Genomic DNA, 12,871 nt, shown 5'->3' on the forward strand with positions numbered 1-12,871 from the left:
TGGCGAAAATGTCTGGCAAAAGTTCCGAACGCCCTCTTCTGCGACGCCTCGCCTGCGGCATCCTCGCGGCGATCATGACGGTTGGTAGCTATCCGCTTACCGCGGAAGCGCAGGAAATGGTGCGACGGCGCAATCTGTTCGATCTGCTGTTCGGCGGACCCCGCTACGAGCGCGAGGAGCCGCCGCCGCAATATGACCGGCGTGACGGTTCGATCATCGACATGGCGCCGCGCCGCGACCGCAATCGCGGTTCGGTCCGCGCCACGCCGCCGACTAGACCGCCCGTCCCCATGACGCCGCCCAAGCCGGAGCCCGTGGCGAAGCTGGAAAATGCCCGCAAGATTCTGGTTGTCGGTGACTTCCTTGCCGGCAATATCGGCGCGGAGCTTGAAACTACCTTCGAAGCCTCGCCCGGTGTCGCAGTCATCACCCGCAGCGACGGATCCTCCGGTCTCGTCCGCGACGACCACTACAACTGGATTGCGGAGCTTCCCGGCATACTGGACGAAACCAAGCCGGCAATCGTCGTCGTCATGCTCGGCGCCAACGACCGCCAGCAGATGACCTCGGGCGGCAAGGAGAAGTTCCGCACCGACGCATGGTTCGACGAGTACCAGCGCCGCGTCACGGAGATCGCCCGCATCGTGACCGCGCGCAAGCTGCCGCTTCTCTGGGTCGGGCTGCCCTCCTTCCAGTCGCCCTCGATGATGGCCGATGCCGCCAAGCTCAACGCCATCTACCGTGCCCGTACCGAAGAGGCCGGTGGCGAATTCGTCGACATCTGGGACGGTTTCGTCGACGAGGACGGAAAGTTCATCGTCACCGGTTCCGATGTCAGCGGCCAGCAGGTGCGCCTGCGCAGCGCCGATGGCATTACCTTCACCCAGGCCGGCAAGCAGAAGCTCGCCTTCTATGTGGAAAAGCTCGCCCGCCGCCATCTGGGCGACATGGCAAGCCCCGAAATCGTCAATCTGGATGCTGCAAGCCTGCCCGCCCTCGGCCTGCCGGCAGATCCCGCAGCGGCCCGTCTGGCGCAGCCGATCAGTCTGTCTGATCCCGATCTCGACGGAGGCAAGGACCTGATGTCCTCGGTCCCCGCAGCAGGCGGGCTCACCCAGTCGCCGCGCGACAAACTCGTCAGGCGCGGCGAACTCGACCCGGCCCCGGCAGGCCGTGTCGATAATTACCGGATGATCAAGACACAATAACAGGACAGGCGCCGCTTCCGGCGCCTGCTCCATTGCTTATCGAAAGGATCTGCTGCGCGGCAGCGGGCTCACCAGTAGCCGAGAGCCTTCCACCAGATGGCGCCGGCGACCGCGAAGATCACCAGATTGACCACGCACATGATGAAGCCAACGCCCCACCACTTGCCCATGGTGATGTAACCGCTGCCGAAGATGATCGGCGAGGTGCCGGTGGCATAATGGGTGAGCGTCATCATGATCGACGAGGCGGCCGCCATCATCAGCAGGAACACGGCCTGATACTCGGCCGGGATCAGCATCACGCCGACGGTGAGGAACGCAAGCATCATGGCGCTCACATGCGCGGTCGTGCTGGCGAACAGATAGTGCGACAGGGTGAAGATCAGCACCAGCACCGCGGCGGTCATCTGCCAGCTGAGGTCGGCATGGGCGATGACGTCCTTCATGCCGGTCGAGAACCAGCCGATCACCCCGAGCTTGGTCAGCTGGTCGGCCATCATCACCAGCGCACCGAACCAGATCAGCGTATCCCAGGCACTCTTTTCCGAAAGCACGTCGTTCCAGTCGATCGTGCCGGTAATCAGCAGTGCGAAGAGGCCGATCAGTGCAACCCCGGTCGGGTCGAGCGTGAAGGCATCGCCGAAGATCATCGCCGGCACATTGGCCCAGAGCACCAGCAGCAGCGCGAAGGTGCAGATCATCACGATTTCCTTGCCGGAAATCGGGCCCATCATGGCCAATTCCTTGCGGGCATAGGAAACAGCGTCCGGCGTGCGCTTCAATTCAGGCGGCGAGATAAGGTAAAGCACCAGCGGCATGATCACCATCGCGATCACGCCCGGAACGAACATGGCAAGCGCCCAGCTGACCCATGTCAGGTGCATGTGTCCGCCGGTCGCCTTCGAGATATATTCGAGCACCAGCGGGTTCGGCGCAGTCGCGGTGACGAACATGGCCGACGAAATCGGGTTGGCGTGATAATTGACCAGCGCCAGATAGGTGCCGACGCGCCCTTGAGTGCCCTTTTCCGGCTCCGAATCGAAGGCATGCGCGATCGACTTCATGATCGGATGGATGATGCCGCCACCGCGCGCGGTGTTGCTGGGGGTGAAGGGGGCGAGGATCAGTTCGCAAAAGACCAGACCGTAACCGATGCCGATCGTCCGCTTGCCGAGCAGAGCGATGAACCCGAGGCCGATGCGCCGGCCAAGCCCGGTCTTCCTCAAGCCCAGCGAGATCAGAACCGAGATAACGATCAGCCAGATCAGCGGATTGGCAAAGCTACTCAAGGCATCGGCAACCGCGCCCTTGGAACTGGGCGAGGTGACCTCAGCAAGCGAGACGATGACGATCGCCATCAGCGCCATGACGCCGATCGGCATAACCTTCAGGATGATGGCCAGAATGGTGGTGAGGAAGATGGCCAGCATGCGCCAGCCGTTCTCGTCGAGGCCCGTGGGAGCGGGCAGCGCCAGAAGCACGACGAGGAAGACGGTGGTGATGACGGCAGGGATGATCCGGAACGGAACCATCGCCTTGAAGTAATTCAGGATGGCGGGGATGTTCATAGGCGGAGGCCTTGTATTGCGGGTGTCTCGGGCCAAGACTTCTGCCTTGCCCTGTCCCTCAAGGCGTTACCTCCCCGAATGCCCTCTCCCCTTGACGTTGGTCAAATTGGCGTGAATTCCGCGGCACCATCCATGCAATAAAAAACCGCCTTGCCCGGTGGGAGCAAGACGGTCTCGTTTCGTGGCGACGGGGCCTGCTGGCCCCTCTGCATCTCAACGCGGCAGGACGGAGCTTCCCATCAGAGCTTCGTCGATCGCGCGGGCAACCTGACGGCCTTCGCGGATTGCCCAGACGACCAATGACTGGCCCCGGCGCACGTCGCCGGCGGTCCACAGCTTGTCGACCGAGGTCTTGTAGTCGCGATCATTGGCAACGACATTGGTCGAGCCGCGGCGGTCCACATTGATCTCAAGCTTGCCCTCGAGTTCGCTCAGCACACCTTCCTTCATCGGACCGGAGAAACCGATGGCGATGAAGGCGAGATCGGCCTTGATGATGAAATCCGTGCCGGCGATCGGCTTGCGGCGTTCATCCACTTCGCAGCAGCGCACGCCGGTCAGCTGACCGTCTTCGCCGATGAATTCGAGCGTTGCCACCTGGAACTCGCGGATCGCACCTTCCGCCTGGGAAGACGAGGTGCGCATCTTGGTGGCCCAGAACGGCCAGACGGCAAGCTTGTCTTCTTTTTCCGGCGGCTGCGGACGGATGTCGAGCTGGGTCACCTTGACGGCACCCTGGCGGAACGCCGTGCCGACGCAGTCGGATGCCGTATCGCCACCGCCGACGACGACGACATGCTTGGCACCGGCGAGGATCGGCTCGGCCGGCCATGCGACGCTGTCGATGTTTTCGCGGCCGATGCGGCGGTTCTGCTGCACCAGATAGGGCATCGCATCATAGACGCCATGCAGTTCGGTGCCGGGAATGCCGGCCGGGCGCGGGGTTTCCGAACCACCGCAATAGACGACGGCATCATATTCCGCCGTCAGCTCCTCAACCTTCTTGTCGATGCCGATATTGACGCCGTAATGGAAGGTCACGCCCTCGCCGGTCAACTGTTCGACGCGGCGATCGATGAAGTTCTTCTCCATCTTGAAGTCCGGAATGCCGTAGCGCAGCAGGCCACCGGCCTTGCTCTCGCGCTCGTAGACATGCACTTCATGGCCGGCGCGGGCGAGCTGCTGGGCAGCCGCCATGCCTGCCGGGCCGGAGCCGATCACGGCAACCTTCTTGCCGGTCTTCACCGTTGCCGGCTGCGGCACGATATAGCCGAGCTCATAGGCCTTGTCGGCAATCGCCTGCTCGACCGTCTTGATCGCAACCGGCGCATCCTCAAGGTTCAGCGTGCACGCTTCCTCGCAAGGCGCCGGACAGACGCGACCGGTAAATTCCGGGAAGTTGTTGGTGGAATGGAGGTTGCGGATCGCCTCTTCCCACTTGTTGTTATAGACCAGATCGTTCCAGTCCGGGATCTGGTTATGCACCGGACAGCCAGTCGGACCGTGGCAATAGGGAATGCCACAGTCCATGCAGCGGGCGGCCTGCTTGGTCACTTCCGCATCCGACATCGGAATGGTGAATTCGCGGAAATGGCGGATACGATCGGATGCAGGCTGATACTTGCCCACCTGCCGGTCGATTTCCATGAAACCCGTAACCTTGCCCATGTCATTCCCTCTTCAAAGCAGGGTGCCCGTTGGCCCCCAGTACCGACAGGCGACACCCACGGTCGCCCCCAGCACGATGAATTCTATTGCGAGATTGCCGCTCGCCAGGAACACGGCCGCCGGAATGGCGACCGCGATGCCCACCGCAATCAATCGGTGGGCCAGAGCCATTCGGCTTACTCTGCCGCCACGCCCATCCGCATGCGTTCCATCTCGACTAGCGCGCGGCGATATTCGACCGGCATGACCTTGCGGAACTTCGGACGGAACTCGGTCCAGCGGTCAAGGATCTCCTTGGCGCGGGTCGAGCCCGTATAGTGCATGTGGTTGGAGATCAGCTGGTAGAGACGCTCCTCGTCGTGGCGCGTCATGTCCTCGGAAACGTCGACACGTCCCTTGTGCATGATGTCGCCGCCGTGATGGTGCAGCTTCTCCAGCATGTCGTCCTCTTCCGGAACCGGCTCGAGTTCGACCATCGCCATGTTGCAGCGCTTGGCGAAATCGCCCTTCTCGTCGAGCACATAGGCGACGCCGCCCGACATGCCGGCCGCGAAGTTGCGTCCCGTTTCACCGAGCACGACGACGATGCCGCCGGTCATGTATTCGCAGCCATGGTCGCCCACCCCTTCGACGACCGCGATCGCGCCCGAGTTGCGCACCGAGAAACGCTCGCCGGCAACGCCGCGGAAGTAGCACTCCCCCGTCGTCGCACCGTAAAGCACGGTATTGCCGACGATGATCGAGTTCTCGGCGACGATCTTGGAATTCTCCGGCGGGCGCACGATGATGCGGCCACCCGACAAGCCCTTGCCGACATAGTCGTTGCCGTCGCCCACGAGATCGAAGGTGATGCCGCGCGCGAGGAAGGCACCGAAGGACTGGCCGGCCGTACCGGTCAGCGTCACATGGATCGTGTCGTCCTTCAGCCCCTTGTGGCCCCAGCGCTTGGCAAGCGCGCCCGAAAGCATCGCGCCGGCAGAACGGTCGACATTCTTGATCGGCACTTCGAAGACCACCGGCTCCTTGTGTTCGAGCGCGGCTTGAGACTTCTCGATCAGCTTGCGGTCGAGAATGTCGTCGATCGGGTGCTTCTGGCGGGTCGTCCAGTAGGTCTCTTCCTTCGGAGCATCGACCTTGTGGAAGATCTTGGTGAAATCGAGCCCCTTGGACTTCCAGTGCGCCAGCATGTCGTCCTTCTCGAGCAACTCGGAAAGACCGACGATCTCGTCGAACCTGGTGAAGCCGAGCGATGCCAGGATCTCGCGCACTTCCTCTGCAACGAAGAAGAAGTAGTTGATGACATGCTCCGGTGTGCCCTTGAAGCGCTTGCGCAGAACCGGGTCCTGGGTGGCAACGCCAACCGGGCAGGTGTTGAGATGGCACTTGCGCATCATGATGCAGCCGGCGGCGATGACCGGAGCCGTCGCGAAGCCGAATTCGTCGGCGCCGAGAAGCGCGCCGATGACGACATCACGGCCGGTCTTCAGGCCGCCATCCACCTGCAGCGCGATACGCGAGCGAAGACCGTTCAGCACCAGCGTCTGCTGGGTCTCGGCAAGGCCGATTTCCCACGGCGAACCGGCATGCTTCAGCGAGGTGAGCGGCGAAGCACCGGTACCGCCATCGAAGCCTGCGACCGTGATATGGTCGGCGCGCGCCTTGGCCACACCGGCGGCAACCGTGCCGACGCCGACTTCCGAGACCAGCTTGACCGAGATATCCGAGGTCGGGTTGACGTTCTTCAGGTCGTAGATCAGCTGCGCCAGATCTTCGATCGAATAGATGTCATGGTGCGGCGGCGGCGAGATGAGACCCACACCCGGCGTCGAGTGACGGGTCTTGGCGACGGTTGCATCGACCTTGTGGCCGGGCAGCTGGCCGCCTTCGCCGGGCTTTGCACCCTGCGCCACCTTGATCTGCAGCATGTCGGCATTGACCAGATACTCGGTTGTGACGCCGAAGCGGCCCGATGCGATCTGCTTGATTGCCGAACGCTCGGGGTTCATCGAACCATCCGGCAGCGGCAGGTAGCGATCGCTCTCCTCGCCACCCTCGCCGGTGTTCGACTTGCCGCCGATCCTGTTCATCGCGATCGCAAGCGTCGTATGCGCCTCGCGGGAGATCGAACCGAAGGACATGGCTCCCGTCGAGAAGCGCTTGACGATATCAACCGCCGGCTCGACCTCGTCGATCGACACCGGCTTGCGGCCGAGCGCATCCGCCGACTTGATCTTGAACAGGCCGCGCACGGTGTTCATCCTGACCGAGGTCTCGTTCACCATCTCGGCGAACTCGCGGTAGCGGTCCTGGCTGTTGCCGCGAACGGCATGCTGCAGGGTCGCCACGACATCCGGTGTCCAGGCATGGCTTTCGCCACGCATGCGATAGGCATATTCGCCGCCGATATCGAGCGTCGAGGCCAGAACCGGATCCTTGCCGAAGGCGGCATGGTGACGCGACACGGTTTCGTCGGCGATCTCGGTCAGGCCGATGCCTTCGATCGAAGTCGCCGTGCCGAAGAAATACTTGTCGACCAGCTCAGAGTTCAGACCGACCGCATCGAAGATCTGGCCGCCGCAGTAGGACTGGTAGGTCGAGATGCCCATCTTGGACATGACCTTGAGGATGCCCTTACCGACAGCCTTGATGTAGCGATAGACGATTTCCGACGCATCGACTTCCTTCGGAAACTCGCCGCGCATATGCATGTCGGTGAGCGTGTCGAAGGCAAGATACGGGTTGATCGCTTCCGCGCCGAAGCCGGCAAGGCAGCAGAAATGATGGATTTCGCGCGGCTCGCCGCTCTCCACCACGAGGCCGACCGAGGTGCGAAGCCCCTTGCGGATCAGGTGATGATGCACGGCAGCGGTCGCCAGCAGCGCTGGGATCGCAATGCGGTCCGGACCGATCTGGCGGTCGGAAAGCACGATGATGTTGTAGCCTCCCTTGACCGCCGCTTCTGCCCGTTCGCAAAGGCGGTCGAGCATTTCCGGCATGCCTTCGGCGCCACGCTCGATGTCATAGGTGAAGTCGAGCGTCTTGGTGTCGAACAGCTCTTCCGTATGGCCGATGGAGCGGATCTTTTCGAGATCGCCATTGGTCAGGATCGGCTGGCGCACTTCAAGACGCTTGGCATTCGCCATGCCCGTATGGTCGAGAATGTTCGGCCGCGGCCCGATGAACGACACGAGGCTCATGACCAATTCTTCGCGGATCGGGTCGATCGGTGGGTTGGTCACCTGCGCGAAGTTCTGCTTGAAATAGGTATAGAGCAGCTTCGACTTGTCCGACATGGCCGAGATCGGCGTATCGGTGCCCATCGAGCCGATCGCTTCCTGGCCCGTCGTCGCCATCGGCGACATCAGGATCTTGGTGTCTTCGCTCGTGTAGCCGAAGGCCTGCTGGCGATCGAGCAGGGACACGTCGCGGCGCAGCGCGCGCGGCTCGACCGGCTTCAGGTCTTCGAGGATGAGCTGCGTGCGATCGAGCCACTGGCCATAGGGATGGCGCGTGGCAAGCGAGGTCTTCAGCTCCTCGTCGGAGACGATCTGGCCCTTCTCCATGTCGATCAGCAGCATCTTGCCCGGCTGCAGGCGCCACTTCTTGATGATCTTCTCTTCCGGCACCGGCAACGTGCCGGCTTCGGAAGCAAGAATGACGCGGTCGTCGTCGGTGACGAGATAGCGGGCCGGACGCAGGCCGTTACGGTCGAGCGTCGCACCAATCTGCTTGCCGTCGGTGAAGCAGACGGCCGCCGGACCGTCCCACGGCTCCATCAGCGCAGCATGGTATTCGTAGAACGCCTTGCGCTCCTTCGACATCGACTGGTTGCCGGCCCAGGCTTCTGGGATCAGCATCATCATCGCATGCGCGAGCGAATAGCCGCCGCGGGTGAGGAACTCGAGCGCGTTGTCGAAGCAGGCCGTATCGGACTGGCCTTCGTAGGAAATCGGCCAGAGCTTGGAAATGTCGTCGCCGAACAGCGGCGAAGACACGGAAGCCTGACGCGCCGCCATCCAGTTGACATTGGAGCGCAGCGTGTTGATTTCGCCGTTATGGGCGACCATGCGGTAGGGATGCGCCAGCTTCCACGACGGGAAGGTATTGGTCGAGAAACGCTGATGGACGAGTGCCACCGCCGTCTCGAACCGCGGGTCGGCCAGATCCTTGTAATATGCGCCGACCTGATAGGCCAGGAACATGCCCTTGTAGACGATGGTCGAGGACGACAGCGACACCGGATAAAAACCGGTCTCCTGCCCGCCGAACTGGTCATAGATGCGGTTGGAAATAACCTTGCGCACGAGGAAGAGCTGTCGCTCGAATTCGGCATTGGTTGCGGCATCGCGACCCGCACCGATGAAGACCTGACAGTGATAGGGCTCGGTCGCGGCAATCGCCGGCGCCTTGGAGAGCGACGAGTTATCGACCGGAACCTCACGGAAGCCAAGAAACTGCTGACCTTCTTCGGCGATCACATCGATGATCGCCTGCTTGAAATGTTCGATCTGCTCGGGATCGCGCGGCATGAAGAAGTGACCGACGGCATATTCGCCGGCCTTCGGCAGGGTGATGCCCTGCGCCGCCATTTCCTCACGGAAGAAGCGATCGGGGATCTGCACCAGAATGCCGGCACCGTCGCCCATCAGCGGATCTGCACCCACGGCACCGCGATGGGTGAGGTTTTCAAGAATAAACAGACCATCCTTGACGATCTGGTGCGACTTGATGCCCTTCATGTTGGCGATAAAGCCAACGCCGCAGGCGTCATGTTCGTTGCGCGGATCGTAGAGACCCTGTGCCGCTGGAATGCCGGACGCAACGAAAGGCACACGCTCTTCCGCCTTCGCGGAAGCTATGTCGGAGGGACAGTGCACGTCTATCGTCTTCTTTGTCATCGTCATTCCTCCTGTTGGCCGCCGATCAGGCGAGCAAGGTGGCACTTTATCAAATCCTGCAGATGACACCTGCACCTGCCGGTCATGCGACGGCGCCGCTCAGGTACCAAACGAGAACCCAAATTAAGTTCAAGTCCAGCCCGGATCGGCGCTGAGGTCAGCGGCACGCATCCGATTTAGAAGCTTTGCCGCCGGAATTAGGACAGAAAAGCTGTCCTAATTTCCATTTTTCTATCGCACGATTTTAACCTTCCGGCAAGGGCATGTCTGCAAAAAACCACACCGTAGACGACACTCTGTTACGATTTCCGTGAGTTACACGAAATTTAATTACGCCGATTGCAACCGGAACACCTTTTCATTGCCAGACGGAAAGGACCGCGGCTCCCGGACCGGCTTTCCCGTTGCGTGAAAGCGAAAAAGCCTTAATCTCCACACACCCTCCAAACCAATCCCAAGGTGCCTTTCCATGTTCTTCGCCTCCGACAACTGGGCAGGAGCCCATCCTGCGATCAACGACCGTTTGTCGAAGGAATCGACCCGCTTTGCCGCGGCTTATGGAACGAGTGACCTCGATCGCTCCATCGAGCAGCGATTTAACGAAATATTCGAGAAGGAAGTCGCGGTCTTCTTCGTCGCCACGGGCACGGCAGCCAACTCCCTGTCGCTCGCCAGCCTGGCGCGGCCCGGCGGGCTGACCTTCTGCCATTCCGAAGCCCATGTGATCGAGGATGAATGCGGTGCTCCGGACTTCTTCTCCGGCATGCGCATGGTGGCGGTCGAGGGCCCGGCAGGCAAGATGCTGCCGGAAAACCTGGTCGAACGGATCGCAAGATATCCGCAGGATGCCGTCCATCACGGCCGCGCCGCCGCCGTCACCATGACCCAGGCCACCGAGGTCGGCACCATATATACGCTCGATGAGATCGACACGATCGCCAGGATTGCCAAGGACAACGACCTGCCGCTGCACATGGATGGCGCCCGCTTTGCCAACGCATTGATGGCGCTGGGATGCACGCCGGCCGAGATGACCTGGAAGCGCGGCGTCGACGTTCTCTCCTTCGGCGGCACCAAGAACGGCTGCTGGTGCGCCGAGGCGATCGTCTTCTTCGATCCCGAACTGGCCAAGGATTTCGCCTTCCTGCGCAAGCGCACCGCCCAGCTATTCTCCAAGTCGCGCTTCATCGCCGCCCAGTTCGAGGCCTATCTCAAGGACGATCTCTGGCTTGGCCTCGCCGGCCATGCCAATGCGATGGCAAACCGCCTGCGCACTGGCTTCGGCGCACTCAACAGCGCCCGCCTCGCATGGCCGACCCAATCGAACGAAGTCTTCGCCATTCTGCCCAAGTCAGCAGCCAAGGCAGCAGCCGACAAGGGCGCCAAGTTCTATGACTGGCTGGAACCGCGCGACATGCCGGAAAAGGTCGGCGAGGACGAGACCCTGATCCGCATGGTCACCTCGTTTGCCACGACGGAAGAGGATGTCGACCAGTTCCTGTCGATCTGCGCCGCTGCCTGATCCGAGCCTTGCGAGCAACAACCACGAACTAGACTGATTGCGGCGTAATCCGCGCCGCAATCAGGCTCGACAGGGCCTCGACCATCACCGCATCGGCGCCACGCCGCGGGATCAGCACGAACTCAACGTCATCGAGCCGCGGCAGCCGGTCGCCGGCAATTTCCCGCAACCCCTCCGGCACCATGCTGCGCGGCTGCACCATGACGCCCATGCCGGCTCGCGCTGCGGCCGTCAGCCCGCTCAGGCTGCCGCAGGTGCAGACGACCCGCCATGCAAGCTTCTCCCGGTCCAGCGCCTCCTGCACCACCCGTCGCGTGATCGAGGGCGGCGGAAAGGCGATCAGCGGCAGCACGCCATCCTTGGCCGGCGCAAAGTGGGGATCACGCGCCAGCCATACCAGCGGCTCGCGATAGAGCAGCCTGCCATGCGTTTCGCCGATATGGCGCTTGGCCAGCACGAGATCGAGATCGCCGGCATCCTGCATCTGGTTGAGCACCGCCGACAGCGCTACAGTCAGTTCCAGGTCGACCAGCGGATGCAGTCGGATGAAATCCTCCAATATGCCCGTCAGCCGATTGGCAACCACATCTTCCGACACGCCGAGCCGCAGCCTGCCGCGCAGCCGGCTTTCGCCGAACAGCGACAGGACCTGACCGTTGAGATCGAGCATGCCGCGCGCATAGCCGACCAACGCCTCGCCATCGACAGTCAGCCGCACCTGGTGAGTGTCACGGAAGACCAGTTGCCGCCCAAGCGACTTCTCCAGCCGCTGGATATGCTGGGTCACCGTCGACTGGGACAGGCCGAGCCTTGATGCCGCCTCGGTGAAACTGCCGGTCCGCTGCAGCATGAGGAAACTGTCGAGATGATGAAGGTTCAGCATCGCAATTACATTTCACAATAACTGTTAATGGTTGCATTCTAATTCACGATAAGAGAAACCACAAGAATTCCATTTTGACGGGCGCAGCTTGAGGAGCATCCGATGAAACGTTTCCTGCCTGACCAATATACGATGATGCTGGTCGGGACCGTGATCCTGGCCTCCATCTTTCCCGTTTACGGGGCTTTGGCGGATTGGTTTGCGATCGCAACCGACATCGCCATCGGCCTGCTGTTCTTCCTGCACGGCGCCCGCCTTGCCCGCGACACGGTGGTCGCCGGCCTGCTGCACTGGCGTCTGCATCTGACGATCCTGCTCACCACGTTCGTCATCTTTCCGATTTTGGGCCTTGCCCTCGGCTTCATTCCCGAAAGCATCCTGCCGAAATCGCTTTATCTCGGCCTGCTGTTCGTCTGCGTCCTGCCCTCGACGGTGCAGTCGTCGATCGCCTTCACCTCCATGGCGGGCGGCAATGTTCCCGCCGCAATCGTCGCGGCATCCGGCTCCAACATTTTCGGCATGTTCCTGACGCCCGCGCTGATCGCGCTGCTCCTCTCGACGACCGGCGGTGGCGGCGTGTCGCTCGACGCACTGGAAAAGATCGCACTGCAGCTTCTCGCACCTTTCGTCCTCGGCCAGTTGCTGCAGCCCTGGATCGGCAGCTGGATCCGCTCCAAGAAGAAGCTCCTGATGCCGTTTGACCGCGGCTCCATCCTGATGGTCGTCTATTCGGCCTTCTCGGCGGCCGTCATCGGCGGCATCTGGCACACCTTCTCGCTGGCCGATATCGCCGTCGTCATCATCCTCGATATAGTGCTGCTCGCAGCCGTCCTGTGCATCACCATGTTCGGCAGCCGCCTGCTCGGCTTCAACAAGGAAGACGAGATCACCATCACCTTCTGCGGCTCGAAGAAATCGCTCGCCAGCGGCGTGCCCATGGCAAACGCCATCTTCGCCGGCGGCTCCGCCTCGATCGGCGCCATCGTTCTGCCGATCATGCTGTTCCACCAGATCCAGCTGATGACCTGCGCAGTGCTCGCCCAAAAATATGCCGAGCGCCTCAAGGCCAAGGAGATCAAGGCAGAACCAGCCGCGGCCTGACCGCCGCTAACACGAAAGCGCCC

8 protein-coding genes are annotated in these 12,871 nt (G+C 61.9%); 3 read left to right on the forward strand and 5 right to left on the reverse strand.

Features of this window, described 5'->3' with window-relative positions; genetic code table 11:
- Positions 1-8: 8 nt before the first annotated feature.
- Positions 9-1,208, forward strand: coding sequence for an SGNH/GDSL hydrolase family protein (locus NCHU2750_RS14010; protein ID WP_119941059.1), 1,200 nt, complete (start codon positions 9-11; stop codon positions 1,206-1,208).
- A 68-nt stretch (positions 1,209-1,276) separates the two neighbouring features.
- On the opposite strand, the gene NCHU2750_RS14015 is transcribed toward NCHU2750_RS14010, so the two are convergent.
- The 4 genes from NCHU2750_RS14015 to gltB form a co-directional block, all read right to left on the reverse strand.
- On the reverse strand, positions 1,277-2,776 hold the full coding sequence (locus NCHU2750_RS14015; protein WP_119941060.1) for a DASS family sodium-coupled anion symporter: 1,500 nt from the start codon (positions 2,774-2,776) through the stop codon (positions 1,277-1,279).
- A gap of 213 nt (positions 2,777-2,989) precedes the next feature.
- A complete protein-coding gene (locus NCHU2750_RS14020; RefSeq protein WP_119941061.1) occupies positions 2,990-4,444 on the reverse strand; it encodes a glutamate synthase subunit beta in 1,455 nt (484 codons plus the stop codon).
- 12 nt (positions 4,445-4,456) lie between these two features.
- A complete protein-coding gene (locus tag NCHU2750_RS30520) occupies positions 4,457-4,615 on the reverse strand; it encodes a hypothetical protein (protein WP_162939625.1) in 159 nt (52 codons plus the stop codon).
- A gap of 5 nt (positions 4,616-4,620) precedes the next feature.
- Positions 4,621-9,342, reverse strand: a complete 4,722-nt coding sequence (gene gltB / locus NCHU2750_RS14025; RefSeq protein WP_119941062.1) for a glutamate synthase large subunit — start codon at positions 9,340-9,342, stop codon at positions 4,621-4,623.
- Between the two features lie 469 nt (positions 9,343-9,811).
- On the opposite strand from gltB, the gene NCHU2750_RS14030 reads away from it, so the two are divergent.
- Positions 9,812-10,864: a threonine aldolase family protein gene (locus NCHU2750_RS14030; protein ID WP_119941063.1), complete on the forward strand. Its 1,053-nt coding sequence runs from the start codon at positions 9,812-9,814 to the stop codon at positions 10,862-10,864.
- 28 nt (positions 10,865-10,892) lie between these two features.
- Here the strand turns inward: NCHU2750_RS14030 and NCHU2750_RS14035 are convergent, their stop codons facing one another.
- Positions 10,893-11,747, reverse strand: a complete 855-nt coding sequence (locus tag NCHU2750_RS14035; protein WP_119941064.1) for a LysR family transcriptional regulator — start codon at positions 11,745-11,747, stop codon at positions 10,893-10,895.
- A gap of 102 nt (positions 11,748-11,849) precedes the next feature.
- Between NCHU2750_RS14035 and NCHU2750_RS14040 the strand changes: the two genes are divergently transcribed.
- Positions 11,850-12,848 carry a bile acid:sodium symporter family protein gene (locus NCHU2750_RS14040; RefSeq protein ID WP_119941065.1) on the forward strand — a complete coding sequence of 333 codons (999 nt, stop codon included), beginning with the start codon at positions 11,850-11,852 and terminating at the stop codon, positions 12,846-12,848.
- Positions 12,849-12,871 lie beyond the last annotated feature (23 nt).

Origin of the sequence: Neorhizobium sp. NCHU2750 (assembly GCF_003597675.1) — a bacterium.
Taxonomy (GTDB): Bacteria; Pseudomonadota; Alphaproteobacteria; order Rhizobiales; family Rhizobiaceae; genus Neorhizobium.

Coding starts and splice junctions, on each gene's coding strand:
- NCHU2750_RS14010 (WP_119941059.1), top strand. CDS start 9: ATGTCTGGCAAAAGTTCCGAACGCCCTCTTCTGCGACGCCTCGCCTGC.
- NCHU2750_RS14015 (WP_119941060.1), bottom strand. CDS start 2,776: ATGAACATCCCCGCCATCCTGAATTACTTCAAGGCGATGGTTCCGTTC.
- NCHU2750_RS14020 (WP_119941061.1), bottom strand. CDS start 4,444: ATGGGCAAGGTTACGGGTTTCATGGAAATCGACCGGCAGGTGGGCAAG.
- NCHU2750_RS30520 (WP_162939625.1), bottom strand. CDS start 4,615: ATGGCTCTGGCCCACCGATTGATTGCGGTGGGCATCGCGGTCGCCATT.
- gltB (WP_119941062.1), bottom strand. CDS start 9,342: ATGACAAAGAAGACGATAGACGTGCACTGTCCCTCCGACATAGCTTCC.
- NCHU2750_RS14030 (WP_119941063.1), top strand. CDS start 9,812: ATGTTCTTCGCCTCCGACAACTGGGCAGGAGCCCATCCTGCGATCAAC.
- NCHU2750_RS14035 (WP_119941064.1), bottom strand. CDS start 11,747: ATGCTGAACCTTCATCATCTCGACAGTTTCCTCATGCTGCAGCGGACC.
- NCHU2750_RS14040 (WP_119941065.1), top strand. CDS start 11,850: ATGAAACGTTTCCTGCCTGACCAATATACGATGATGCTGGTCGGGACC.